A 26221-nucleotide genomic window follows, 5' to 3' on the forward strand; every position below is an offset into this window, starting at 1 on the left:
TCTAAAGAATCGCACGATTTTATTTCTCTCAAATCAAAAAGCTTCGGACGTTGTTTTGGCTTGCATATGAAGAATTAAGTAATCGGGACCGCCAGCTTTTGAGTCTGTTCCTGACATATTAAAACCGCCGAACGGCTGATAGCCGACAATTGCTCCGGTACATCCTCTGTTAAAATATAGGTTTCCGACATGGAAATCCTCGCGCGCCCGTTCAATGTGCGCACGGTTTTTCGTCAGAAGCGCGCCTGTTAATCCGTATTCCGTGTTATTGGCAATCTCCAGCATATGATCGAAATCACGCGCTTTGCAAATCGCAACAACCGGGCCGAAAATTTCTTCCTGCATCAAGCGGGCGTTTTCATCAACATCTGCAAAGATCGTCGGCTGAATAAAGTAGCCTTTTGAATCATCGCCTTCTCCGCCGGCCAATAGCTTGCCTTCAGATTTGCCGATTTCAATGTATTTCATCACTTTGTTGTAGGATGCTTCATGAATCACGGGACCCATATACGTATCAGGATCTTCTGGATTGCCGACAGTCAGCGTTTTGGTCAGCGCCACAGCTTTTTCCACCACATCATCATAAACATCCTGATGGATGACCGCGCGGGAGCCCGCAGAACACTTCTGTCCTGAATATCCAAATGCTGAATACACGATAGAGGATGCAGCAAGGTCAAGATCAGCGTCCTTGTCGACAAGCACTGTGTCTTTTCCGCCCATTTCTGCAATTACCCGTTTGAGCCATTTTTGGCCCGGCTGCACTTTGGCGGCTCGCTCATAAATCCGGCAGCCGACTGCACGGGAACCTGTAAATGAGACAAACCGTGTCTTCGGATGCTCAACTAAGAAGTCACCGATCTCCGCTCCATCTCCCGGAATGTAATTCAGAACGCCGTTTGGCAGACCCGCTTCCTCCATGACCTCGACAAATTTTGCTGCCACTACCGGGGCTGCGTCAGCCGGTTTTAAGAGAATCGTATTTCCTGTCACAATGGCTGCCGCCGCTGTTCCCGCCATAATCGCGAGCGGGAAGTTAAATGGAGAAATGACGATGCCGACGCCAAGCGCTTCGTAATGATATTGATTGAACTCGCCAGCACGGCTCTTCACCGGAGCCCCTTCCTTGAGCTTTAACATTTGGCGCGCATAGAACTCTAAAAAGTCTATCGCTTCAGCCGTGTCCGCATCTGCTTCCTTCCACGGTTTTCCCGCTTCCTTCACAAGATAGCTTGAAAATTCATGCTTTCTTCTGCGCAAAATAGCCGCTGCCTTAAAGAGAATATTCGCGCGGTGCTCCGGTCTTTGTTTTTTCCAGGAATCAAATGCCTGCAATGCGGCTTGCATCGCTTTTTCAGCAAGCTCTTGATCTGCTGTAGACGCGTACCCAATGATCTCTTCTTTATTTGCCGGGTTAATGGAAATGATTTTGCGGTCCGTTTCAATTTTTTCTCCATTTATGACAAGCGGATAATGCTTGCCGAGCTGAGTGTTTACAAAGGCCAATGACTCCCCAAATGCAGTTTTATTCTTTGCTTCCGTAAAATCGGTAAATGGTTCGTGCGCGTATGTGACTGTCATATGTAGTCCCCCTCGTGTTATGAAATATATCTTCGCATATGAATAAAAATGCAAGAATCATGCCATTTTCTTGTCTATTGCTGAAAAAACTTGTTGAAGCGAACTGAAATTTGTCTAACAGGTGATCACCTTTCTCTATTTCCGATCTTGAACGCAAATTTATTTTGCGATTTTTGCTCTTTAGGCAAAAAACAAATGCAAAATTATTTTGCGGAGGCTTCTCAAATTAGACCCATCCGCGGAATCGCGATGCTTCTGCCGATTTTCTGATGCCCGTCATGTAAGCCGCCAAACGCATATCCACTTTATGTGTTGCCGCTGTCTGATAAATTGTTTCGAACGAGCTGACCATGACGCTTCTCAATTTTTCTGCAACCTCTTCTTCCGACCAATAATATCCTTGGTTGTTTTGCACCCATTCAAAATAAGAAACCGTGACGCCGCCGGCACTCGCCAGGATATCCGGCACAAGCAGCACGCCTCTTTCATTCAGGATCTTAGTGGCATCAATGGTTGTTGGGCCGTTCGCCGCTTCGACAACAATTGACGCCTGAATGTTATGTGCGTTTTTGGCTGTGATTTGATTGGAGATCGCAGCAGGCACTAAAATATCGCAATCCTTTTCAAGCAGCTCCTCATTTGTGATGACGTCAGTAAATAAATTGGTGACCATACCGAAGCTGTCCCGTTTATCGAGCAAATAAGGAATATCAAGGCCGTCCGGGTTGTAGAGCCCGCCATTGGCATCAGAAATCCCGATCACCTTCGCGCCCGCATCGTGCATGAATTTGGCCAGGAAGCTACCCGCGTTTCCAAAGCCCTGTATGATGATGCGCGCGTTTTGCAGCTTGATCCCTTTTTTCTTCACCGCCTCTTCAATACAAATCGTGACGCCCTGTGCCGTCGCCGTTTCCCGTCCTTGCGATCCTCCCAAAACAAGCGGTTTACCTGTAATAAAGCCCGGAGAATCGAATTCCCGCAGCCGGCTGTACTCATCCATCATCCACGCCATAATCTGCGAATTTGTGTATACATCTGGAGCTGGAATATCCTTTGTCGGACCGACGATCTGGCTGATGGCACGGACATACCCCCTGCTCAGCCTTTCCAGTTCTCCAAATGACATTGTCCGCGGATCACAAATAATACCGCCCTTCCCGCCGCCGTAAGGAAGATTGGCAATCCCGCATTTGAGCGTCATCCAAATGGATAACGCCTTTACTTCCTCTTCATTGACTTCTGGATGGAAACGTACGCCCCCCTTTGTCGGACCGACAGCATCATTGTGCTGTGACCGGTAGCCTGTGAACACTTTGACGCTCCCATTGTCCATTTTGACCGGAATGCGGACAGTGAGCATTCTCTGCGGCTCTTTCATGAGTTCATACATATCTCCCGGATAACCCAGCTTCCGAAGGGCTTCCTTAATGATTGTTTGGGTAGACAGAAATAAGTTAAGAGCTTCTTTTTCTTCATCTTTCGAGACTTGCTTTGCTGACATCTTTTTCACCTCATTGTTTTTTTGACCGGCTGTAATGTAAGCGCTTTAAAAAATCAGCCCGCCAATTCCTTTCTGCATTGGATTCACCCTTATCATCATGCAAGATCCGTACCAGCTTTTTTAATCAACAAAAAAGAGACTGAAAACATCTCAGTCTCTGATTAAAAATCTATTTATTAACGAGGGTCAATCACAAGCTGCGTTTCAGCATTTAAACTACCGATTCCCAAACCGTTTACTACATCGCCTTTAATCGTGTAAGTGCCTGCGCGCGGAAGGGTTTTGCGCACCATGACGAGGTCAAATTCGGATGCGCCTAACAAATCAAGCGTAAGCGGGAGTCTGACTGTTTTTCCATCGTTTAAAATCTGTGTTTCTTTCAGTGTTCTTCCATTCACTGAATCTCTTGTCGTAGCATGAAACCCGTCAGGAAATTGAAATTCTACCGCTCCGAGAGAAAGCACCGCATTTGGTTTATATGTCACTTCAATATCAGAAGTGGTCCACTCTTTCGTGCTGTTAATTGTTTTTGCCTCGATTGATGCAGACTGTGCATGAGCTTGGCCCGAAGGAAGTAAGATTGATAGTAAAACAGCTGAACTGATGAATAATGAAGATACGAATGAAGTTCTTTTTAACATGACATTTCCCCCTAATTGATTGTTGAAATTTGGCCAGAGCGTCCTCTGCAGAAAAAGCGCCTTTTCGTAATTCGCGAATTACCAGTTCTTTTTCTTAAAAATTAATCTATCATCATTTTCCATGGAAGTAAATGCTTTTTAAGGAATATTAACACTTGGAATTCATTGAGAATTCCTTCCTGTTTATACAAGGTTCAAATGGACGATTTCTCTCTCTTTTTCTAGTAACATCCGCCTGACATTTCCTATCTTTTATCCTATTTTAAAAAAGGACAAAAAAAGTCGAAGATGCCTCTGCTCTTCGATTGATCACGTTCCTATTTTTATCTGAATTCAGTGTTCCAGTTAAAACCGATCGTCTCATCATTCCACGGAATTCTTTTTTCATCAGGCTGATCCGGGTTATACGACATGGTGGTAAAATAGATAATTGTCAGCGGCGTCTCTCCCAGCACTCTGTATCCGTGAGCCACCCCTTTTGGGATTAATAACAGCATCGGGTTGTCTTCGCCCATATAATAGACGTCCGTTTCTCCTTTTGTCTTTGAATCCTCTCGAAGATCGTATAGGACAACCTGAGCGTGGCCGGTTGGAAAGAACCAGAGATCATCCTGCTTCTCATGATAATGAAATGCCTTAATCACACCCGGATAGCTTTTCGACCAAGAGGCCTGCCCAAAATGCTCAAGGAGATTCTCATCGTCCCGGACCAGCTCAGCAAAAAAGCCTCTGTCATCGCTATGCTTCGTCAATTTTTTTACCTTGACTCCATCAATCACACGCACTGCTCCTTTCCTGCAAATACTCCCGTAACGCTTCCCGCCAGTGGCGGGGACGGATGCCGGCTTCTTCAATGGCCCGATGGCTCAGCACAGAGTAAGCCGGACGGGGCGTTTTGTTCCCGTATTCCTCTGTCGTTACAGGAAAAATGGCTGTTTCCAGCCCGCTTTCTTCCATAATTGCCGTCGCAAACTCATACCAGCTGCATATACCTGAATTGCTGACATGATAGATGCCCGGCGGATGGCTGAACAGTTTGATGACCGCTTCTGCTAAATCCTTCGTATAAGTCGGCGAACCAATTTGATCGCTGACAACCCGAAGCTCTTGTTTCGTTTCAGCAAGCTTCAGCATGGTTTCAACGAAATTACTGCCGCCATGTCCGTACACCCACGATGTTCTGATGATCGTGCTGTCTTTTGTCGTTAATCGTATCAGTTCTTCTCCGAGCCTTTTGCTTTTGCCATAAATGGTTTTCGGATCGAGGGGATCGTCTTCCCTATATGGCTGGGTTCCTTTCCCATTGAATACATAGTCCGTGCTGATATGAACATATTGAGCTCCGATGCGGGTTGACTCAAGCGCTGTATAATAAGCGCCGATTCCGTTAATCAAGTACGCTTTATCAAGCTCTTTCTCGCATTGATCAACCGACGTAAACGCGGCGCTATTGACCACGATATCCGGCTGATAATGGCCAAACGAATGCCGTACTGAGCGCTGGTCAGCAATGTTCATCATCTTCTTTGTTAACGCAATGACCTCATATCCGGCTTGCTTCAGCTGGCGGCATAGTTCCAAGCCAAGCTGTCCTCCCGCCCCAGTCACCAATACCTTTGTCAATCAGATCACCTTCTCATCGGTCATTGTCTGTATACCACTGAATCGTACGCGCAATGCCTTCTTCAAACGTCACTTCCTGCCGCCAGCCCAGTTCGTTTTTCAGCTTTGATGCATTGATTGCATAGCGCCGGTCATGCCCTTTTCGGTCTTCCACGTGGGCGAACAATTCCTCACAGCCCAGATGCTTCAAAATGGCACTCGCCAGCTCTTTATTCGTGCGTTCATTTCCGCCTCCGATGTTATACACCTCGCCGTCGGTCCCTTTTTCTAAAATCAGCTTGATCGCGCGGCAATGATCCTCCGCAAACAGCCAGTCTCGGATCTGGAGTCCATCGCCATACAGCGGAACAGGCAGGCCCTGCTTCGCATGACGGATAATCGTCGGAATCATTTTTTCGCTGTGCTGATAAGGTCCGTAATTGTTGCTGCATCGTGTAATGATGGCCGGAAGCTTGTGGGTTTTCACATAAGACAACACGAGCAAATCAGAGCTTGCTTTGCTGGCTGAGTATGGGTTATTAGGAGAAAGCGGCGTCGTTTCTGTAAACGCGGGATCATCCGCTTTTAAATCCCCGTATACCTCATCTGTTGAAATATGAATCAGCTTCTTGGCTTTTCCTTTTAAGACCGCTTCCGCCAATCGGTATGTCCCCATGACATTTGTGGTGATAAACGGCTCCGCTTGGGAAATGCTTCTGTCCACATGCGATTCTGCTGCGAAGTGAATGACGCCATCGTAGGTCTCGTCAAACGCGCGGTCGATATCCTCCTGAACGCTGATGTCCCCTTTTACAAAGCGAAAACGGCTGTTTTGCTTTAATTTTTCCATTTCCTCCGGGTGGCTGGCGTACGTCAGTTTATCTAAAACGGTAATGCGCGCATCCGTTTCCCTCAGCATGAGCTTTGTAAACGTGAGCCCGATGAAGCCGGCCCCGCCTGTAATTAAATATGATTTTGCCATCACTTTTCGTCCTGTCCTTTCCGTAAATCCTGGTGTACAAGCTGGGAAGCGAGATAAAGCGATTCGTGAGTTCCGGCATCTACCCACCAGCCTGATAACACATCATACGTAAGCTGGCTGTTTTCGATGTATAGATTATTCACATCGGTGATTTCCAGCTCGCCGCGCTTTGATGGTGATATTTGTTCAATATACGAAAACACCTCTGCATCATACATATAAATGCCGGTAACACAAAGGTTGGTCGGTGGCTGTTCGGGCTTTTCGATGATGGAACGAATCCGCTTGTTTTTCTCATCAATCTCAGCAATCCCGAAGCGTTCCGGGTCATCAACTTCTTTCAGAAGCACTTTTGCTCCTTTCCCCTGCTGTTCAAAGCGTTCTGTATAAGGCTTTAATGAATCTTCAAATATATTATCACCTAATAATAAAATGAAAGACTCTTTTTTCGTAAAGCGCTTTGCATAAGACAGCCCATCCGAAATGCCCGATGCTGCCGGCTGTACTTGATAAGTGATAGTAACGCCAAGCTCTTCCCCGTTCCCAAGCAGTTTGTAAAATTGCGGCATATGCTCCTTTTGGCTGATGAGTAAAATGTCTTTTATTCCGGCTTCTTCCAGCTTCATAATCGACCAGTATATCATCGGATACGGGCCTACAGGAAGCAAATGCTTGTTGACGGCTTTCGTTAAGGGCATAAGGCGTGAGCCGTTTCCTCCGGCTAAAATAACACCTTTCACATTAACACTTCCTTACATGCATTTTTATATCTCTTGTTCATATAAATCTTGAAGAATAGCTGTTACCCGTATAATGCCTTTGCCATCCACGAGCGGCCTTCCTCCCTTGTGCAAAGAAAGGCGAAGAGGATAGCTGCTCATAATGCGTGACATCTGATAGATGAGTGTTTCATCCGGTACAAGCTCACCCAAACCAAGATCAAGAGCGGCGCCTTGGCCAGCAATTGTTTTTGCTGTTGCCGTTTGATGCTCAACCTGAGAAAGAACAAGGCACGGCACGCCGATGCAAATGGCTTCATATAGAGAGATGCCGCCGGCGACAATGGCTGCGTCCGCTTGTTTCATCAAACCTGCCATATCATTTGTCTGTTCGGTCATCTTGTACTGCGGCTTCTTTTCGATCCGCCTTCGGACTGCCTCTTGATGCGGTGAAGCGCTCCCCATCACAAACATTATGTTTTTGTCTTTTATGTCGGGGACTTGATCAGCGGCAGCCAGCACTTTAAAAATAAGCTGCTTCGGATCACTTCCTCCTAATGCAACAAGGATATTGCGGCAGTCTTTCTTAAGTGTGTAATCCTCTCTTGCGGCCTGAAAGGCGGGGTGAAGAATAAGATAGTCCGGGCCTTCATAGATGCGTGTGTTTCCCTGAATGTACACCCTGCCTCTGATGTCACCGTAAATTCCGTTAATGACTGCGTCACTATATTGAATCGATTTACCGTTTTTCTCTTCAAAAAGAACAATTTTCGCATCTGTCTCCGTCTTTATTTTCTTTAACAGCTCTGCAGGCGCGCCTAGAATATCAAACAAAAGCAAATCAAGCTTCTTGCTTTTTATTTCCCGGAGAATAAATTCGTGCTGCTGCAGCTCCGGCTTTACGATGACACGCCAATGCTCTTCATGAAGAAACGCTTCAGACTCCTGATTCGTGTAAAACGTAATCAAGCAGCTCTGTTTGAGTTCTTCCGCAAGTCTCTTCATCCGGACAACATGGCCCATTCCCTTTTCATAGCCGCCGTCTGCGAAGATCCCAACATGCATGGCTAGTCAGCCTCTCGTTCGATTGCCGCATCGGGATTCCGGTTCAGAAGGGTGATAAGCTCTGAGGCGGATACATCGGGGCGCTCGCCTGCTTTTTGATAGAGGGCCTTTATCGATTCATAGTCTTCCTTTGTATCAATAGTCAGCCGATATTGAGGGGCGCGAAATCGTTCCGGCGCCTCTAAAAACTGAACACGATAAAGAGCTGGATGATTCCTTATATATAACGTGACATGCTCCTGATATTGATCCTCCAAATCCTGAATACGGCTGATGTCAATTAACAGGTTGGCGTTGACCACTTCGCCGCAAATCCCTAATGGGGCATTCAGGATATACGTATAATCCGACCCTTGATCAAAATGCGCCTTAATCATTACATCGAGCAGCTCCGGATCGACAAACGGATTATCACCCGTTAACCGGATGATGACTGACGGTTTAACAGCTTCTATGACCTTCACAAACCTATCGAGGACACGTTCTTCGCTCCCGCGGAAAACACGAAAGCCTTGTTTGATACAGTGCGCCTCTAATATGTCGTCAGTTTCTTTGTCAGACGTGGCGATGACAAGATTATCCCGATCCTTTTGGTAAAACGCGCTTTTCCGGACACGGTGAACGAGAATGTCAAGTAAACGATTCGATCCGAGCGGCCGAAGCACTTTTCCCGGAAGCCTTGTTGAACCCATTCTTGCCTGAATGATAAAGAGAATATCATTCATGAAACGGGCTGTCCTTCAGTAAAATGTCATCCCAGATAATGCCTGTGTCGGCCGGAATGTCTCTTACAGCCCGAACACCGCTGGTCAGCAGTTCAAAAAATCTCGGGTGCAGCCCCTGCGGCTTTTGTCCGGGCCGAAGCACTGCGATATTGTCTTCACTAAAGGCTTCACCTTTTTGAATCGGAGCTGTTGTAAAAATGCCTCTATATGCAAAATTTCTGATTTCTCCTTCGATGGCGGTCGTTGTTTTGTATGAACTGCCAAGCAGTTTTTCAGAGACCGGCTTTGTGATCCCCTGTTTCAGCTCAGCTTCCGTTTTCCTGATACCATCGACCATTTCTTTCAATTCATCCGGATTTAATGCAAACGAGTGGTCGGCACCCGGCAGATCTTTATCGATCGTAAAATGCTTTTCTATCAGTTTTGCTCCGAGCCGAACCGCGGCACATGGCGCTTCTGTCGGATGCTCGCTATGATCGGAGAAGCCGATTACCGCCTCAGGAAAAGCGGCGGCAAGCATCGGAATGACGCTGAGGTTGCTGTACTCCGGCGGTGCTGGGTATTTCGCCACACAATGCATTATGGCAATTTGATTGTTTCCCTCTGCCCTGATGGTGCGCCAAGCTTCGTGAACATCAGAGATTTCAGCTCCGGCTGTCGAGAAAATCATCGGCCTGTTCAGCCGGGCGACATATTTGAGCAGCGGGAGATGGTTAATTTCATAGGATGCGATTTTAAAAGCGCTCGGCGAGGTAGACTGAAGCAGATCAGCTGACCCCTCGTCACATACCGTACTTAAAAAGATCACCTGCTTTTCGCGGCAGTAATCCAATAGCGGTAAAATCCACTCAGCAGGCATTTCCATAGATTGAACCAAAGAAAAAATAGAGACGTCCTTGCCCGCTGCCGTCTTGTACAAACCAGGATCTTTCTGGTACATCCTATCAGCTTGGAACATTTGAAATTTCACGGCATCCGCTCCCGCTTCCGCCGCGGCGTCTATCAGCGCAAAAGCCTGATCAAGCTTCCCGTCATGATTAATCCCCGCCTCAGCAATAATAAAAACAGGAGCGTCTTTGCCTACAGTTTTATTCGCGATCTGAAACGCTGCCATTATTTCGCCTCCTTGCCCGGCCAAATATGATAATAGTAATACGATTGTTCAGCGGTGAAGCCCATTCGTTCATAAAGGCGGATCGCCCTTACATTGTGAAGCTGCGTCCCCGCTGTTACCGTTCTATGCTTCTGGGTCTCCGGTTGTTCTATGAGATTTGCCAATAAATGAAACGCAATACGTTTCCCTTCAAATCCCGGCTTTACAGCCATCAAATCGAGAATGCACTCATCATCTCTTGATAAGCCCTGAAGATAGCCGATGACCTCGCCATTGTGTTTAGCGACAATATTGACCGCCGCCCTTCCATTCAGATTGTTTCGTGTCCACTCCTGAAATATTTCGTTTGCTGCATCGCGGCTGAGATGAGGATCCTGAAAATATCTGCTTTTTGTAAACGAGTCTCGGGCCAGCTCACATATCGCTTCTGTGTCTCCGGGCTCAGGCGGGCCCAGTTCAAAAAATGGCGGTGTTTTGTCATAAAAAGACGGAGGCATCGCCAGCTTCAGCAAACTCCCGACAAAGTAAGAGGATGGCTGCTGCTGTATCACATGCGCGGCTCCGATATCTTCAGCCGGAACACGGACAAAGATAAAATCCGTTTCATCCATTTGGCGTACAGTATAAAAAGCTTCAAACAGCCTCTTTAGCTGCCCGGTACTATTTGCCGCAAGAAGTTTGACGTTCATGACTTTCTTCTGAAGCACCTTGCTTTCCCACAAAGAATCTTCGTAAAGCAATACGCCTTGGAGCCTGCTGTTTTCAAAAAGGCCGAGGGAAAATTGATACGGAACATCCAGTGTAAGCTTTCTGCTTTGGAGAAATTCCTCAATTGCCTCTTTGGAGACATTTTCTTTTACCGTATACACTTAATCAGCCCCTTTTACGATATCCCGCACAGCTTCAATGACATCATCTACATCGTCGTCAGACATTGATGGATAGAGCGGGAGAGAAAGGGTTCGTTTATAGTAATTCATGGCATTCGGAAAGTCCGCTTCCTTATATCCAAATTGCTTTTGATAATACGGATGAATGTGTACTGGAATAAAATGAACGCTAGTGCCGATATTGTATTCATCCTTTAAAGCCGTAATCATTTCGCTGCGCGTAACCCCGGCCTTTTTTTCATCAACTTGCAGAACATATAGATGCCAGGCGTGCCTGCCGTCATCATGGACAAACGGCGTGATCAGCCCAGGAATCTGCTGAAAAGCGGTTTGATAGCGGCCGGCAATCTCTTCTCTCCGTTTCTGCATATCATCCAGCCGTTTCAGCTGATGAAGTCCGAGGGCCGCCTGCAAATCAAACATATTCATCTTATAGCCGGGCGATTCGACTTCATAGTACCAGCTGCCATTTGAAGAATAACGGTTCCATGCGGCTTTACTCATGCCGTGAAGACTTAGCACCCGGATCTTATCAGCAAGCTCCTCATCATCAGTCGTCAGCATGCCGCCTTCCCCTGTCGCGAGGTTTTTGGTGGCGTAAAAGCTGAATGCCGTTGCATCCCCGATAGAACCGATCATTCTTTGCTTATAAGTCGTATATACCGCATGTGCCGCATCCTCCAGCACGAATAAACCATGATTTTGGGCAATAGCCAATATTGCATCCATATCGCAGGACTGCCCGCCAAAGTGGACGGGCACAACTGCTTTCGTTCGCGGTGTGACGGCCGCCTCAAGCTTTACCGGGTCAATATTGAGCGTGTTTTCGTCAATATCCGCAAACACAGGCGTCGCTCCCGTATGAATAATCGTATTGGCGGTCGAGCTGAACGTAAGCGGAGAGGTAATGACCTCGTCCCCGGGCCCGATCCCTTTTGCTTTCAAAGCCAAAAATAAAGCTGCGGTACATGAATTCACCGCCACGGCGTGCTTCGCCCCGACAAACGCGGCAAACTCTTTTTCAAACTGCTGAACCTTCGGGCCTTTAGAGAGCCATCCCGATTCAAGCGTTTCTGTAACCTCCTGAATTTCTTCCTTACCGATTAACGGCAATGAGTAAGGGAGAAAATGATTTCTCTTTTGCACCATTTCTTTGCGCTCCTATCATTTTATTCAGTATCTTCCCGCCTGTAATCAACCCCTGTTTTGGCTTTCAGTTCCGCAAATAAAGCATTTGTTGATTCTGCCACCGGATAATTAGCCGCTATGAATGCCAGGCGCGCCTCTTCTGCTTTTTGATGCACGTCGGGCCTTCGAAGAACTTCAACCAAGGTGTGCGCTAGTTCATCCGGCTGGTCAAACATAAAATCGCCAAGAGACTCATAATACGGATACGAGCGATTTCCGGACGATTTTCCGATCAGCACAGGCTTTTGAAACAGCATGGCTTCAAGACCGACTGTCGAGGTTTGCGTCACTGCGGCATCAGCATACGGCAGCAAATCATAAAGCTCCAGCTCCTTTTTGATGACTCTGCATGCTTTATGTTTTTTCGCCGCCTCGTGATACAGATCAAGCTTGTTTTTTCCGATTTCCCACGGGTGAGGTTTGATAATAATCTGCAGCTGCTTCTGATCAGAAAGCCCCTGCAGCACACCGGAATAAAAGTCTTCTGAAAAGGGCTGAGTGGCAATGAGCACAATTTTTTTAGTCGGCTGAAAAGCAAGTTTTCGATAGAATATGGACATATCCATAGGCGTTCTGTTAAAAATCTGATCGAAGCGGGGATGTCCCGTTACGAGAATCTGCTCGGGTTTACAGCCTTTTCGTATGAACCACTCTGCTTCATACGCACCAAAAACAGCTTGATAGGTTGTAAAAACAGGAATGAAGGCTTCATCTCCCATCAATGCGCCATGCTGAAGACAAATGCTGACGGCCCCTTTTCTTTGACACATGAGAGCGAGCACCCTGCTGTAAATGTCTTCTGCCGTTCCGACAATAACAGCTGAAATCTTTTCCTGTTCAAACAGCGCATCAACTGTATCAATGGCCTCTATAAATAAAGGAATATCTTTGAAAAGCCGGTCGCGAAACGCTTGATCACCAAATGCCGGGTGATCATCATAAGGGGCGAGAAGCGAACAGGCTGTTTCGAGATACTGCTTCGAATCGCCTTTTTGGCATGAATCCGCAATCTCCCGCTTGCTAATTACAGGCAGATCACAATAATGCGGCAAACTCCATCTGGCCAAAACAGCCGTTTTTTCAGGATCAAATTGATAGTAATTTTCGTTTGAAAAACGCAGGTAATCAAAGTGCAAAATGACTTTCCCTTTAACAGGTTTGACATTTGTATTAACGATTTTTCGGATTCTTTCTTCAAAAAACGGCTGAATCTGTCCCTCATCGATATGCTGATCCACCGATCCGAATAATTCCGGTTCTTCTTCCATCATCACCCTCAGCTCAGGGCTGATGTATTGATAAAAATTACTGATAAGCCCAAGCGGAATCCCTTTGTAGCGAAGTTTGTCAAAAAGCTCCACGTACTTCCGGTACAGCACCCAATAATTGCTTAAATAGGCCGACAAGCTCTCACCCCATTCCAAGCTTTTTTAATGATTCACGCAGCTCTCGGCAATTTCGCTGCGGAGGAAGGTTCCTGACAAATTCATTTTTTTCTGATTCAAACAGCTGAAAGTGAATCGATTGGTCGGTAATATAATTCAGGTCCAGCTCCTCATCCAGTGGGTAAAACGGATAAAAATGATTGACTCTCCAAAAGAACCGGGCATCTCCAATACGGTAAAACGCCGGGCTTTCATCCCAATAGGAGCCAAACTTCTCCTTTACCTTCTCAAGCACCGAATACCTGTGCATCACCGAGCAATGATCAATTGCACACGGCGCGTTCCATGTCACTTGAGCGGCAGGCCTGACAGTTTCTTTTACAATGTCGCGATTCTCGTTTAAATGATAGGTTTTGGAGGCTGAGTAAATCACAGCTTTTTCAGGATGGGTATCGAGCTCCCGCACCATTTTCAGGAGGCGGTCCGGCATATAGATGTTGTCATCCGTCGCATAGGTGATATATTCACCCTCCGCCATCTCAATCGCCTGATTGATCAGTGCCGCGTACCTCGTTTTTTCTGTTCTTTCCATCACTCCAGATACATCGCTTTGATAAAAACGCACTCGGTTATCATTCAAAAAAGGACGGATTACATTCAGCGTCTCTTCATTGGAGTTGTCATCCATAATAAACAATTCAAAATCTGAAAACGTTTGTGAGAGTATGCTAGAAATGGACTTTGCCACATAATCGCTTTTGTTATAGCTCGTCATAATGACTGATACTTTCGGCAAATCCTACACCTCCTTCTTGGAACTTCACACCTGAAACTATCGTTATCTTATGTTGCTTATGCTCAAGTTGCGCTAGGGATACAAACCAATATGCGAAAAGTTTGTGTATGTCTCTGAAAAACAGCGGATGCCCAGAGCGAAATCTGATCGGTCCGCTGTTCTTTTTCAGCATAATCCAAGCATCAGCCTCATAAGGTGAAAGAGATAAAAATCGCACCAGCGACTAAGATCGTTTTCCATCGGAGGTGAGTCATCGCGGAGCGTTCACCTATACATCCAGAACATGTTTTGAATGGTTTTCATAAAAAGGAGGAACGATATGAAACCGAAAAAAAATCAATATCAGCAAATGCAGGCATTTGATAATATGCAGGGGTATCAGCCTCAGTTTGGTGCCAACCCGTACCCGCAGCAAGGCCAAGGCTCACAAATGCAGCCAATGGGGATGCAGCCAATGATGCCAATGCAGCAGGGACAGCAAGGACAACAAGGACAGCAGGGACAGCAGGGATTTGGATTCCCGGGCCAGCAGCAGGGCGGCGGTTTTCAAATTCCATCGGGGCCTACACCGTCAGGACCGGGCCAAAGCGTTCCCGGCATGCTGCCTGTTGAGGAATCTTACATCGAGAATATTTTGCGCCTGAATCGGGGAAAAACGGCCACCATTTATATGACATTTGAAAACAGCAAGGAATGGGGCTCGAAGATTTTTCGCGGCGTCATCGAAGCTGCGGGCCGGGATCACATTATTATCAGCGACCCGAAATCAGGAACACGCTACCTGCTCCTGACAATCTACCTCGATTACATTACATTTGATGAAGAAATTGCTTATACGTATCCATATTCCATGGCGTCCTATTCGCCAAGATAAGAAAAAAGCCAATCACTCATATGATGAGGATTGGCTTTTTTGTTTATAGATATTTGACGGCTGCGACAACGATCATAATCCAAGAAATAATAAACGCCACACCGCCGAGCGGGGTGATCGCTCCAAGAATAGAGATTTGCGTCACACTTAGAATATATAAGCTTCCGGAAAACAGCACAATTCCCGCAAACATCAGCCAGCCGGCTGTCGTGACACTGCCTATGCCGGATAATTTATCAGCCAGAAACGCGACAACGAATAACCCAAGGGCGTGATACATATGATACTGCACGCCTGTGTGCCAAACCTGAAGATATTTATCAGGTATTTTCCCTTCTAATCCGTGAGCGCCGAATGCTCCGAGTCCCACGGCAAGCAGGGCGTTAATGGCCCCTAATATGATAAAAACTTTCATCTATCTCTCCCGCCTTTTCGTTAAACTCATATCATTTATCTTATCGCACCTGCACCAAAATTCAATGTTTGTTCTCCGTTGACACGAGATTGTCGGATTTTCTCCTGCGCCAAAGCTGGAACTGGTCAGCCGCTATTGCAGCAAGCGTACCTAATACGAGCCCGTTGCTTAATAGAGAAATAAATACCGGATGCAATCCCTTTAACGCAGTTTCAGGAACAAACATGATACCGACCCCTGTCAGCAGCGAGATGCCGATGATAGACCTCACCCTTTTTGATTCTTCTTTCTCATATGAATCAAATTCGGCAAAGGCCAGACCGCCCATTGCGGAGAACACAACAAAATTCACCGCAAATCCAACGGGTGACGGCAGGCTCGCAAACGTATTCATAAAAAACGGGATCACGCTGATCACGATAACCAGAATACTGCCGAGCATAAACGGTTTTTTAGAAGGCATTTTGGTCGTTTCAATAAAACCTGCGGCTCCCGAAATCGGAACAGGCGCAATGGCTCCCGTCAAACCGCTAAGCAGATGGCTGAATGAAGCGGCAAAACCGGCATGGCGTTCATGATGCTTTCCATCAGGCTGTTTGCTGAATTTTTTCACGGCGATGTCCACGACCTTCATGCTCGCCAGCATATTCACGATCAGCAAGATGGTAATAAAAATAGAAGTGATGATCAGGCCGCTGTTAAATAATGGTGTCCCAAAAGGAAACAGGGAAGGCAGCTGAAACAGCCGGTCCGGCATTTCAATCGGCTTTGCCGCTCCGGCAGCCGCAAACAGCACCCATCCGCCGAACAAGGCTAATAAAATAGAATATTGCTTAAAAAACATGATGTTCGAATTTGTCATTATAAAGGCGGCTGCGATCACAACAAGCGCCAGGCCAAATACAAGACCGTCCACCCCGTCCTGTCGATAACCGATTCCGAGAATTCCTTTTATAATGGGCTGACTCAGCTGCATGACAAGAAGCAATAAATAGACGCCCGTTACAACCGGAGTAAACAATTTTGCAAGTCTGTCAATGACCTTGAAAACACTTAACAAAAAGAAACATACAGCGCTTACAAGAAGAGCTCCCTGCAAACCCCGCAGTGTGTCTCCATATGTCGCAAACACAGTTCCCGTCAGCCCTGCGTAGATCGTATACACTCCCCACCACAAGCCGGCTGGGCTTTCATTAATCGGCAGTCTGTGGCCTTTCAAACACTGAATGACGGCGGCAATTCCCAGTACAAAAAAAGTGCTTTGAATCAATCTTGCAGAATCTGAGTGATCCAGATGAAACGACTGGGCAACCGCCACCGGAACAACTATCGCCGCAGCAATGATAAACGCTGTCCATTGCAGCGCGCCAAGAACCAATTTCACGTAAGCTCAACCTCTCTCTTTAAAAATCAAATAAAGACTCTCCGTTTCCATCCTCTTCCTGCTTCTCTTTTTCTTGCTTTCGAAATTTGTTTAATCCCGCGCTGCCCATCATTTTTTCCATCATCAGCTGGTCTGTCGATGGCGGCGCGGCAGGACTTGGCGTAACGCTCGGCTGTATGCGGGGCGCGCTCACGTTCTCCGGCTGATCAAGCACGACATCACACAGAGAACGGACAACCGCTACATAACGCTTCAGCTCCTCATCCCGTTCAGCTGTTTTTGCTTTTTTCAGCTCCTCTTCCATCTTTTGAATTAATGCAGATATATGAATGTTCATGAAGCACCCTCCAAAAAAATAAATGTTGTCTTCCTGCATTTTATCAAATTCCTGCTGTAAACGCAGATATGAGTTTGTTATTTTTTCTGACAAACCTTGCGCGATTGACAAGCAGAAGAGATTTTTCACATAATAAATCACCATACCTTACAAAAAGGAGAAACGGAATGAACAGCATCCCCTCTATCATCAGCAAGCATAAAGCCTATTTTGCGGCGGGACATACGAGACCGCTTGAATCGAGACTGAACATTTTGCGAAAGCTGAAACAAGCCGTCAGAACTCATGAAGCCGATCTCATAGCCGCTCTCTACCAGGATCTCCACAAATCCGAGCAAGAAGCATACTCAACAGAAATCGGAATCGTCTTGGAGGAAATCAGCTTTGTCATGAAACGGCTGAGAAAATGGTCCAAGCCGAAACGAGTCAAAACGCCGTTGACTCATCTAGGCTCCAAAAGCATCATCATCCCTGAGCCGTATGGAACCGTTTTGGTGATTGCGCCTTGGAACTATCCCTTGCAGCTGGCGCTTTCTCCGTTGATTGGAGCCATTGCGGCGGGGAACACGGTCGTTCTCAAGCCATCAGAATATACGCCGGCTGTTTCCGCTGCACTTTCGAAACTCATCAGCAGCGTTTTTCCGACCGATTATGTCGCTATGGCAGAAGGCGGGCCCGACGTCAGCACAGCATTATTACAGCAGCCCTTTGACTACATTTTCTTTACAGGCAGCGTAGCCGTGGGAAAAATCGTCATGGAGGCCGCCGCCAAACAATTAATTCCCGTAACCTTGGAGCTCGGCGGCAAAAGTCCCTGCATCGTCCATAAAGATGCTGACATTCAGCTTGCCGCCAAACGCATCGTCTTCGGGAAATTTACAAATGCGGGACAAACCTGCATCGCACCGGATTATTTATTTGTCCACGAGGACATCAAAACGAAGCTCACAGAAGAAATGAAGCGTGCGATCAGAGAATTTTACGGTCCTAAGCCGGAACGGAATCCGCAGTACGGCAAAATCGTCAGTGAACGGCACTATCAGCGGCTGCTCAGCTTTCTGAATGACGGCATCCCGCTCACAGGCGGACAATCTGATCCCAATCATCACAAAATTGCGCCGACCATTCTCGAACAAGTGAGGGATGACTCTCCAGTGATGCAGGAGGAGATTTTCGGGCCGATTCTTCCGCTCTTTATATACCGCAATATCGGGGAAGTCATTGAAAAAATCCAATCGCGCCCTAAGCCGCTCGCCCTGTATCTCTTCACCACAAACCAAGAAATTGAGCGCGCTGTTTTAGGAAATCTGTCGTTTGGCGGGGGCTGTGTCAATGATACGTTAATGCATGTGGCGACGCCGTATTTGCCATTCGGCGGCGTCGGGGAAAGCGGCATCGGCAGCTATCACGGGTTTGACAGTTTTAACACATTCACGCACAAAAAAAGCGTCGTCAAACAAACGAACCGCTTCGACTTCGCATTTCGTTATCCTTCCTCCAAAAACGGGCTGCGAATGATTCGAAAAATACTCAAATAAAAAAGCGCAGATCACCTGCGCTTTTTACAAATCCTTAATACACCAATCAATCGGCGCCTCTCCCATTTTCTCCAAATAGGCATTCGCCCGGGAAAACGGTCTGCTCCCGAAAAATCCGTTTCTCGCCGAAAACGGGCTGGGATGCGTCGATTCAATGATAAAATGCTTGGACGTGTCGATCCGTTCTTTTTTCATTTGGGCATGCCGTCCCCATAAAATAAAGATAACCGGCCGCTCCCTTTCATTCAGCACGTCAATAATTCGGTCCGTCAGTCGCTCCCAGCCTTTTCCCTTATGGGAATTCGCCTGTCCGCGCCTTACTGTCAGCACAGTATTCAGCAAAAGAACACCTTGCTTTGCCCAGCTCACAAGCGACCCGTGATTCGGGATGCTGCACCCGATGTCCTGCTGCAGTTCAAGAAAAATATTTTTTAACGAAGGCGGCTGCTTTACACCGGGCTTGACAGAGAAGCTTAAACCTTGAGCCTGTCCCGGCCCGTGATACGGATCTTGTCCCAGAATGACGACCTTGACATCATCATATGATGTATAATGCAGCGCATTGAAAATATCCCGGCTGTCCGGATAAATCGTTTGCTCCGCGTATTCCCGCTTCAGCATTTCTCTGAGCTCTTGATAATACGGTTTCTCAAACTCTTCCTTTAGCTGATTCCACCAGCTGTCTTGTAAAAGCTGTTTCAAGATTCAGGCCCCCTTACGAACGATGAAGTCTGGAATAGACAGGCTCGCCATCCCAAACCATTTCACTTTTCGCTTCCCGCCTCTTCATCTCAGGCTCTTCAAGCAGGACGGCAAAGTTTTTCGTCGGCAGCTCCCCGAGTCCGTGCTTTTCACTTAAACGATCCAAATATTGCTTCCGCTTGGCGCCAAGGTCCGCAGACTGATTGTCTCCCGCGTCACTGAAGGCATAAATCACACTGGCGCAAGGGACACGCTTCACCCGGTAATCCTTGGCTGCGCGCAGATAAAAATCCCAATCCCAGTAATTGTGCACATCAGCATCGAAATACCCGATTTCATCATGCAGAAAACGTCTGTACATGCTGCCCGACGGCACGTATGTAGAAAACACTCTCATATCCTCATAGTCAGCGGTATAAGCAAACAATTTCCGTGACACTGGATATCTTGTTCCGTTTTTCTCTTCAAACGAAACTATTTCCGCATCAGAATGAACGAAGTCTGCCGTTTCTATTTCCTTTGCCATTTTCTCGATATGCCCTGGCGTAAAGAAATCATCGTCATCACACAGCATAATGCAATCGCCAGACGCCTCTTTTACACCGGCATTTCTCGCAGCCACATGCCCCGAGTTCTTTTCTAAATTGATGACAGCAATCGGCAGCTCCGGATACAGTGCTTTGACCGGCACGACCGATTCCCCGGCATCATTCACAATAATAATTTCATACGGCTTCAAGGTCTGGCGGGAAATCGACTCCAAAAGCTCACACAGAGCCGGAATCCGATTATAGGTCACAATTACGATAGAAATCTTCATGATGCTCTCCTTCTCATTTTCATAGTCATGTACTATTAAAACATATATTGGACGGGAGATCAGTGGGAATATCCTACTGAAACGGCATACTACAATGATAGAAACAGCAAAGTGGCTCCGATCAGAAGCACCATGATCAGCATCAGATCTCCAAAGACATGAAAGATATCTTTCATGCGGACGCCATTCGGAAGGATAAGACGCCACAGCTTAGATTGATAGACCGGCAGCAGCACCAGTGCATAAGAAAGACACAAAAATGTAAAAGCCGGCGGCACAAAAGCACAGCCTGCATCGTCCCAATTCATCATGATGTCTTTCATACTAGATCCATCCAATAAAAACAAAGATATCATGAGGGCTAGCAACACAAAGGACCCCAATTGAACCTCAAACAGGCGCATTTTCTGGTTATATGCAAATCGGACCGCCCAAAACCAGACATAAGCATATGAACATAGCAGCGTAAGAATGGCACCTGCTGTAAAGACGACATCAGGCAGCCGATCAAGCAGAAAAACAAAAGGCAAGCTGGCTGCCATAGCCAAGAGCATGCAGCCACCAGTAAACAAAAATACTGCCCCATGAGCTACAAAACCATATAAACAAGAGCTAATCCTCACGACATACACCTCCTTTACATAGAAATTCTATGTATATACCTAAAAAATCAGACAAGCTGACGCCTGCCAATATAACAGCCCATTCGGCCAAATAACGGAAATAACAGCGTTGCAAAAGCACAAGTTCCAACAAACCAAGGTGTCAACAAGGATTGAAACAGCGCAGCAGGAATTACATTGAATAGAAAAACAAGCATAAAAATGACGTTTGGCACCATTGAGATCAGAATCGTATGTAGAACAAGCTTTTCTCCACGTTTTCCAAACTCCTTCACGCCTTGATACCCAATCAGCACCCAGTAGATCATATATGCAGCTAAGATCAGCCAAACAGAAACAGAAATGCCTTTCCATACTGCTTGAACAAACGGTGATTCAAGCCATACATGCATTATTGTAATCGCAATGCCGACAGCGAATAGGGCACTGTTACAGAAAAGATGGAACATCAAAAACGCACGGAACGTTACTGGCTGTATTTTCTTAAACGAAGAAACAATGTCAGTTGGTGTTCCAAACGCCTGCAATAAAGTCTGCATAGCTTCCTCCTCACTCTTTCCTTCCTGAAAAGAACGAAACAGATGATGTTCAATATGACTCTCAATCTCTTCTATCATCGCCTCACCCTCAGGAAGCCCTTTAAGCCCGCTTTTGATTTCGGATACATATGTTTCTTTATCCATTTTGTCCGCTCCACTTCAGTATTCGGTCCATCATGGCTGAAAATACGCTCCATTCCTTCGTGCGTTCCGCCAGCACTTCTTTGCCTTCGTCTGTAATCCGGTAATATTTGCGGTCCGGTCCTTTCTCCTGCTTCTCCCAGTAGGAAGAAATATATCCTTGGCGTTCAAGCTTGTGAAGAGAAGGATACAAGGTCCCTTCTTTCATCTGCAGTTCGTTTCCGCTGCGGCTTCCCATTTCTTTTACAAGCTCATAGCCGTACATCGGCCGCTCGTTCAGAAGCGTCAATACCAATATAACCGTGCTTCCCTTAACCAGCTCACGATTTAACATCTCAAAACCCCTACCTAGTTTTCTTATGTAGCATTTTACGAAAGCACCTTGAGATTGTCAAATGATTCCTATAGATCTTCTATATTGTGATACAGAGAAAATCTAACTATAATGAAAGACAAAACACGATGGAGGTTCAAGACATGTCTATGCATAAAGCACTCACCATTGCCGGCTCAGATTCCAGCGGCGGTGCTGGGATTCAAGCTGATTTAAAAACATTTCAAGAAAAAAACGTATACGGGATGACCGCCTTAACGGTGATCGTTGCGATGGACCCAAACAACAGCTGGAACCATCAGGTATTCCCGATCGATACTGATACAATCCGCGCCCAGCTTGCAACAATTACGGACGGCATCGGCGTGGACGCCATGAAAACAGGAATGCTGCCAACCGTTGACATTATCGAGCTTGCGGCAAAAACGATCAAAGAAAAACAATTAAAAAATGTGGTAATTGACCCGGTTATGGTTTGCAAAGGTGCTAATGAAGTCCTTTATCCGGAGCACGCCCAAGCCCTGCGTGAGCAATTGGCTCCGCTAGCCACTGTCATTACGCCAAACTTGTTTGAAGCCAGCCAGCTCAGCGGCATGGATGAACTAAAAACAGTTGACGATATGATCGAAGCCGCGAAAAAAATTCACGCACTCGGCGCTCAATATGTCGTCATTACAGGCGGAGGCAAACTCAAACACGAGAAAGCCGTTGATGTTCTCTATGACGGAGAAACAGCGGAAGTCCTTGAAAGCGAAATGATCGATACGCCTTATACACATGGCGCAGGCTGTACATTCTCAGCAGCCGTGACAGCGGAGCTTGCCAAAGGTGCGGAAGTCAAAGAAGCCATTTACGCAGCGAAAGAATTCATCACAGCGGCCATTAAAGAATCCTTCCCGCTAAACCAGTATGTTGGTCCTACGAAGCATTCTGCACTGCGCCTGAATCAACAATCATAAAAAAAGGGGCTGCCTTACAGAGAGGCAGCCCTTTTTAAATCACCGAAGACTTTTCACAGAAAAAACTGCCGATCCCATCGGCAGCCTGTTTATTTGATTTTTAAATTGTTTGCAGATTTCCTCAAAAATGTTTCTATCGACTGAACAAAAAGTGCATATTCCTTCATTTGTTCATATGCCCGCGTGAGAATTTCCGCCGTTTCACTGTGCGGCGTTGTTCCGCCAAGCATTTTTTTCAGCTGAAGCAGCACATCCTTATATTCTTCTCGCTTATCTTCAACTTGGTTAGCAGCCTTTTCCAAACATTCCGGTGTTATCTTCTGTTCATGTATATTCAAGAAAACAACTCCTTTTACAGAAAAAAATAGTAGGTTATCGTTGAAGAATAGCACAGATGGCTCAGATTTCACATAAGAAAATAGAAGGATTTTCTACATAAGTGTCCAAATTCCGACATTCATTTCAGATTTCCCGGTCGCACTGGCTGTTACTTCATGATTTCCCGGGAAAGGAAAATATCTTGCACTAAAGACCTCTTCTCCGTTATTGATAAAGATTTCCACAGATGACGCGTCGAGAAACATGTGTACGGTATGCAAATCCTTGATGCGGCAATGTCTCGCTTCTGTTCTTTTTCCGTCAAAGCTCTTTCGTTCCAGCGTAACAATCCCCTCGTCTTTATGGAAGGAAAACGTAGCCGTTCCGCGGATACTGATTGAAAAGCCAGACTCCGTATGAATGTCTTCCAGTAGAATCTCAGTTCTTTCAGGTTTTTCCACTGGAAGCGCACCAGATGATCCATGCATGTTGATGTGTATTTTTTTCTCATTTCTGCGCATGGCTTTTAGCTCAGGCAGCGGCTGCTGAATCAGCTTCTGTCCTGAAAGCGTCAGCTGTCTCGGCAGCGTCATGCAGTGAATCCAGTGATAGTCAATCGTCGGATGAGATCCTTCATCCTGGTCAGGCACAGCCATCCATGCAAACAAAATTCGTCTGCCCTGATCATCTTCAAGTGTTTGCGGCGCGTAAAAATCAAAACCTTGATCAAGTTCCCTAAAATCACCATGCTTCAGTTCAGGCTTGTTATAATCGAGACGCCCGACAAAATAACCTGACTGATATACGTTCTGATAAAGGAAACCGTCAGCCTCAAGCCCTTGAGGCGAAACAATCAGCACGTCCGATCCTTGAAGGGAAAACAAATCAGGGCATTCCCACATGTATCCAAAATCGTCCAGCCCGTTGAAGCCCGCGCCGGTTATCGGGCCAAGAAATCTCCACTCACTCAGGTTATCAGAAGCAAACAATACAGCCTGCCCTTTCAAATTCTCTGTTTGCGCACCAATCACCATATACCATGTGCCTTCATGCTCCCATACCTTCGGATCGCGAAAATGCGCCGTATATCCTTCCGGAAGGCGGGCGACAACACCCTTTTTCTCAAAGGACAGCCCGTCGTCAGAAACAGCAAGGCATTGATACGTTTCCCGATTTCCATCCTGATCCCTGACATTTCCTGTGTAAAACAGATAGAGCCGATCGTCTTTCGCGACAGCGCTGCCCGAGTAGCAGCCGTTTTTATCAAACCAATCACTCGGAGCCAGCGCAATCTCTTCCCGCTTCCAATTCACAACATCCTGTGTCGTATAATGCCCCCAAAATTTTGCGCCGTGCCCCGTCTGAAACGGCTGCCACTGAAAGAATACATGATAGCTGCCCTTCCAATAAATCACGCCATTCGGGTCATTCAGCAGCCCAACCGGCGGCATGATATGAAAATGCTGGCGGTGCGGATCGCTGTTAGCGATGGGCTCTTTTTTCTCCACTTCTTCATAAGCCCGGCGACGAAGCTCCTGGTCATGTGCTGTCATTTTTTCCTCTCCTCATCCTCATTAATCTTCATGACAAATGCTGCAATGAACGCTGACACTGCTGCAATCGCCATGCCAATCAGATAGTGAATCAAGTTGCTGACGCCAAACGGAGCCGCAATGGCGATCATCGGAATTCCCGTTAACCCGTAAGCGTTTGCAGCTACATGTGTAAAGACGACATATGCCCCACCCAATGCGCCTCCGATCATCGCGGCGATAAACGGTTTTCGGTAGCGAAGATTGACTCCGAATATGACGGGCTCAGTAATGCCGAGAAAAGCGGAAAATGCTGCCGGAAGCGCGATTTCTTTTGTCTTTGCCTTTTTCGCCATAAAGAAGACGGCAAGGCCTGCCCCGCCCTGTGCGACATTCGCCATTGACCAGATCGGCAGCAAGTAGTTTTTGCCTATATCTGCAATTAACCCCGCCTCAATCGCATGGAAGCTGTGATGAACACCTGTCAGCACGATGAGTGAATACGTGCCCCCGAAAATCAAACCTGCCACAAAACCGGCATGGTCATACACATAAGTTAAAGCAACCGTAATCCCGGAGCCAAGGGCTCTTCCCAGAGGGCCAATCGCGATAAAAGCAACAAACCCGGTGACAATTACAGTAACAAAAGGTGTAACAAGCAAGTCTACCGCATGCGGAACCACTTTTCTTGTCCATTTCTCTACCTTGCTCATTACATAAACCGCCAGCAGAACAGGGATGACAGTTCCCTGATAGCCTAGAAGCGCGATATCAAATCCGAAAAGATGCATATAATCAGGTGTGGCTTCCGCCAATCCCCATGGATTTAAAAGAGACGGATGAATCATGATTCCCCCGATGACCGCTCCCAAGTATGGATTGCTGCCAAACTCTTTTGAAGCGCTGACCCCGATTAGAATCGGCAAGAAAATGAATGCTGCACTTGAAAACATATCAAGCAGCTGCAAAAGCGCAGAATCCTTGCTCATCCAATGAAACGCATTGATCATACCCAGCAATCCCATTAATAGGCCGCTGGCTACAATAGCCGGGATGATTGGAACAAAAATATTAGAAAGCGTTTTCGCAAATCTCGCAGCGGGATTCAGCTTTTCTTTTGCCGCATCCTGATGATTTACGTGTTCTTCGCGCTCGATATCAGCTTCTTTAGAAAAGGCATCGAATACTTTATTCACAAGGCCTGTTCCGAAAATGATCTGGTACTGGCCAGAGCTGCTGAAAGCCCCTTTGACGCCATCAAGCTCTTCTACTTGTGCTTGATCTATCTTTGATTCATCTTTCATCACTAAACGCAGTCTTGTTGCACAATGAGCCGCGCTGATAATATTTTCTTTCCCTCCGAGAAGCTCAATGAGGCGTTTTGCAGTCTCTTTGTAATCCATCTATTTCTCCCCCTTTTATTTAAACAAAAAAGACCTAAAATTCGCCAACGAATAAAGGACACAGCGATCCTTTTTCATTTACGCAAATTTTAGGTCTTGCCTGCTTTACCAGT

General features: G+C 46.6%; 28 protein-coding genes. 3 read left to right on the forward strand and 25 right to left on the reverse strand.

The annotated features are described in order from the left end of the window. Positions 1–33: 33 nt before the first annotated feature. The 14 genes from pruA to spsA all read right to left on the reverse strand — a co-directional run bounded on the left by pruA (position 34) and on the right by spsA (position 14189). Positions 34–1581 carry an L-glutamate gamma-semialdehyde dehydrogenase gene (pruA, locus tag MHH82_RS35120; protein WP_031315430.1) on the reverse strand — a complete coding sequence of 516 codons (1548 nt, stop codon included), beginning with the start codon at positions 1579–1581 and terminating at the stop codon, positions 34–36. A 226-nt stretch (positions 1582–1807) separates the two neighbouring features. Beyond that, complete coding sequence (gene rocG / locus MHH82_RS35125; RefSeq protein WP_003227482.1) at positions 1808–3082, reverse strand: glutamate dehydrogenase; 1275 nt, start codon at positions 3080–3082, stop codon at positions 1808–1810. A 176-nt stretch (positions 3083–3258) separates the two neighbouring features. Continuing rightward, positions 3259–3723, reverse strand: coding sequence for a biofilm surface layer hydrophobin BslB (bslB, locus tag MHH82_RS35130; RefSeq protein WP_014478326.1), 465 nt, complete (start codon positions 3721–3723; stop codon positions 3259–3261). Positions 3724–4046: 323 nt separating this feature from the next. After that, the gene (locus tag MHH82_RS35135) at positions 4047–4502 is read right to left on the reverse strand and encodes a dTDP-4-dehydrorhamnose 3,5-epimerase family protein (protein ID WP_003222100.1); all 456 of its coding nucleotides are present in this window, start codon (positions 4500–4502) and stop codon (positions 4047–4049) included. After that, positions 4495–5346 carry a dTDP-4-dehydrorhamnose reductase gene (gene rfbD, locus MHH82_RS35140; RefSeq protein ID WP_077670944.1) on the reverse strand — a complete coding sequence of 284 codons (852 nt, stop codon included), beginning with the start codon at positions 5344–5346 and terminating at the stop codon, positions 4495–4497. Before rfbD ends, MHH82_RS35135 begins: the two co-directional genes overlap by 8 nt. A 13-nt stretch (positions 5347–5359) precedes the next feature. Next, the gene (rfbB, locus tag MHH82_RS35145) at positions 5360–6307 is read right to left on the reverse strand and encodes a dTDP-glucose 4,6-dehydratase (protein WP_072173258.1); all 948 of its coding nucleotides are present in this window, start codon (positions 6305–6307) and stop codon (positions 5360–5362) included. Next, positions 6307–7047, reverse strand: coding sequence for a sugar phosphate nucleotidyltransferase (locus MHH82_RS35150; RefSeq protein WP_017696230.1), 741 nt, complete (start codon positions 7045–7047; stop codon positions 6307–6309). Before MHH82_RS35150 ends, rfbB begins: the two co-directional genes overlap by 1 nt. Before the next feature lie 24 nt (positions 7048–7071). Then, entirely contained in the window at positions 7072–8091 is a 1020-nt protein-coding gene (locus MHH82_RS35155; RefSeq protein ID WP_080529936.1) for a PseG/SpsG family protein, read from the reverse strand. A 2-nt stretch (positions 8092–8093) separates the two neighbouring features. Then, positions 8094–8816 carry a glycosyltransferase family protein gene (locus tag MHH82_RS35160; RefSeq protein WP_029726216.1) on the reverse strand — a complete coding sequence of 241 codons (723 nt, stop codon included), beginning with the start codon at positions 8814–8816 and terminating at the stop codon, positions 8094–8096. Further along, positions 8809–9930 carry an N-acetylneuraminate synthase family protein gene (locus MHH82_RS35165; protein ID WP_029726215.1) on the reverse strand — a complete coding sequence of 374 codons (1122 nt, stop codon included), beginning with the start codon at positions 9928–9930 and terminating at the stop codon, positions 8809–8811. Before MHH82_RS35165 ends, MHH82_RS35160 begins: the two co-directional genes overlap by 8 nt. After that, positions 9930–10799: a GNAT family N-acetyltransferase gene (locus MHH82_RS35170; protein ID WP_003243179.1), complete on the reverse strand. Its 870-nt coding sequence runs from the start codon at positions 10797–10799 to the stop codon at positions 9930–9932. Before MHH82_RS35170 ends, MHH82_RS35165 begins: the two co-directional genes overlap by 1 nt. Next, entirely contained in the window at positions 10800–11969 is a 1170-nt protein-coding gene (locus MHH82_RS35175; protein WP_048654797.1) for a DegT/DnrJ/EryC1/StrS family aminotransferase, read from the reverse strand. A 20-nt stretch (positions 11970–11989) separates the two neighbouring features. After that, a complete protein-coding gene (locus MHH82_RS35180) occupies positions 11990–13414 on the reverse strand; it encodes a CDP-glycerol glycerophosphotransferase family protein (protein WP_072175362.1) in 1425 nt (474 codons plus the stop codon). Between the two features lie 4 nt (positions 13415–13418). Then, complete coding sequence (gene spsA / locus MHH82_RS35185) at positions 13419–14189, reverse strand: spore coat dTDP-glycosyltransferase SpsA (RefSeq protein ID WP_070548022.1); 771 nt, start codon at positions 14187–14189, stop codon at positions 13419–13421. 319 nt (positions 14190–14508) lie between these two features. On the opposite strand from spsA, the gene gerQ reads away from it, so the two are divergent. Next, complete coding sequence (gene gerQ, locus MHH82_RS35190; protein ID WP_072175361.1) at positions 14509–15063, forward strand: spore coat protein GerQ; 555 nt, start codon at positions 14509–14511, stop codon at positions 15061–15063. A 43-nt stretch (positions 15064–15106) separates the two neighbouring features. On the opposite strand, the gene MHH82_RS35195 is transcribed toward gerQ, so the two are convergent. From MHH82_RS35195 to MHH82_RS35205, 3 genes are all read right to left on the reverse strand, one after another. After that, positions 15107–15478, reverse strand: coding sequence for a DUF423 domain-containing protein (locus MHH82_RS35195; RefSeq protein ID WP_003227446.1), 372 nt, complete (start codon positions 15476–15478; stop codon positions 15107–15109). A gap of 61 nt (positions 15479–15539) precedes the next feature. Further along, complete coding sequence (locus MHH82_RS35200; RefSeq protein WP_015384975.1) at positions 15540–16862, reverse strand: purine/pyrimidine permease; 1323 nt, start codon at positions 16860–16862, stop codon at positions 15540–15542. A 19-nt stretch (positions 16863–16881) separates the two neighbouring features. Further along, positions 16882–17199: a YwdI family protein gene (locus tag MHH82_RS35205; protein ID WP_014481255.1), complete on the reverse strand. Its 318-nt coding sequence runs from the start codon at positions 17197–17199 to the stop codon at positions 16882–16884. A gap of 167 nt (positions 17200–17366) precedes the next feature. On the opposite strand from MHH82_RS35205, the gene MHH82_RS35210 reads away from it, so the two are divergent. After that, a complete protein-coding gene (locus MHH82_RS35210; protein ID WP_072175360.1) occupies positions 17367–18737 on the forward strand; it encodes an aldehyde dehydrogenase in 1371 nt (456 codons plus the stop codon). 24 nt (positions 18738–18761) lie between these two features. Here MHH82_RS35210 and MHH82_RS35215 read toward each other — a convergent pair whose 3' ends face one another. The 5 genes from MHH82_RS35215 to MHH82_RS35235 form a co-directional block, all read right to left on the reverse strand. Continuing rightward, positions 18762–19439 (reverse strand): uracil-DNA glycosylase, encoded by a 678-nt coding sequence (locus MHH82_RS35215; protein WP_014478341.1) that lies wholly within the window; start codon positions 19437–19439, stop codon positions 18762–18764. A gap of 13 nt (positions 19440–19452) precedes the next feature. Further along, entirely contained in the window at positions 19453–20259 is an 807-nt protein-coding gene (locus tag MHH82_RS35220; RefSeq protein WP_015250953.1) for a glycosyltransferase family 2 protein, read from the reverse strand. Between the two features lie 89 nt (positions 20260–20348). After that, positions 20349–20882: a hypothetical protein gene (locus tag MHH82_RS35225; protein ID WP_009968358.1), complete on the reverse strand. Its 534-nt coding sequence runs from the start codon at positions 20880–20882 to the stop codon at positions 20349–20351. A 47-nt stretch (positions 20883–20929) separates the two neighbouring features. Further along, positions 20930–21565, reverse strand: coding sequence for a permease prefix domain 1-containing protein (locus MHH82_RS35230; protein WP_003227434.1), 636 nt, complete (start codon positions 21563–21565; stop codon positions 20930–20932). Further along, complete coding sequence (locus tag MHH82_RS35235; protein ID WP_003227432.1) at positions 21558–21896, reverse strand: PadR family transcriptional regulator; 339 nt, start codon at positions 21894–21896, stop codon at positions 21558–21560. The genes MHH82_RS35230 and MHH82_RS35235 overlap by 8 nt, the downstream gene beginning before the upstream one ends. Positions 21897–22039: 143 nt before the next feature. Here MHH82_RS35235 and MHH82_RS35240 point away from each other — a divergent pair, with 143 nt between their 5' ends. Then, entirely contained in the window at positions 22040–22855 is an 816-nt protein-coding gene (locus MHH82_RS35240) for a bifunctional hydroxymethylpyrimidine kinase/phosphomethylpyrimidine kinase (RefSeq protein WP_003242645.1), read from the forward strand. Between the two features lie 89 nt (positions 22856–22944). On the opposite strand, the gene MHH82_RS35245 is transcribed toward MHH82_RS35240, so the two are convergent. The 3 genes from MHH82_RS35245 to scrA form a co-directional block, all read right to left on the reverse strand. Further along, positions 22945–23193 (reverse strand): hypothetical protein, encoded by a 249-nt coding sequence (locus tag MHH82_RS35245; protein WP_003243437.1) that lies wholly within the window; start codon positions 23191–23193, stop codon positions 22945–22947. Positions 23194–23286: 93 nt separating this feature from the next. Next, entirely contained in the window at positions 23287–24726 is a 1440-nt protein-coding gene (gene sacA, locus MHH82_RS35250; protein WP_072175359.1) for a sucrose-6-phosphate hydrolase, read from the reverse strand. Continuing rightward, a complete protein-coding gene (scrA, locus tag MHH82_RS35255) occupies positions 24723–26108 on the reverse strand; it encodes a PTS system sucrose transporter subunit IIBC (RefSeq protein WP_072175358.1) in 1386 nt (461 codons plus the stop codon). The genes sacA and scrA overlap by 4 nt, the downstream gene beginning before the upstream one ends. Positions 26109–26221 lie beyond the last annotated feature (113 nt).

Source organism: Bacillus sp. FSL K6-6540 (genome assembly GCF_038007545.1).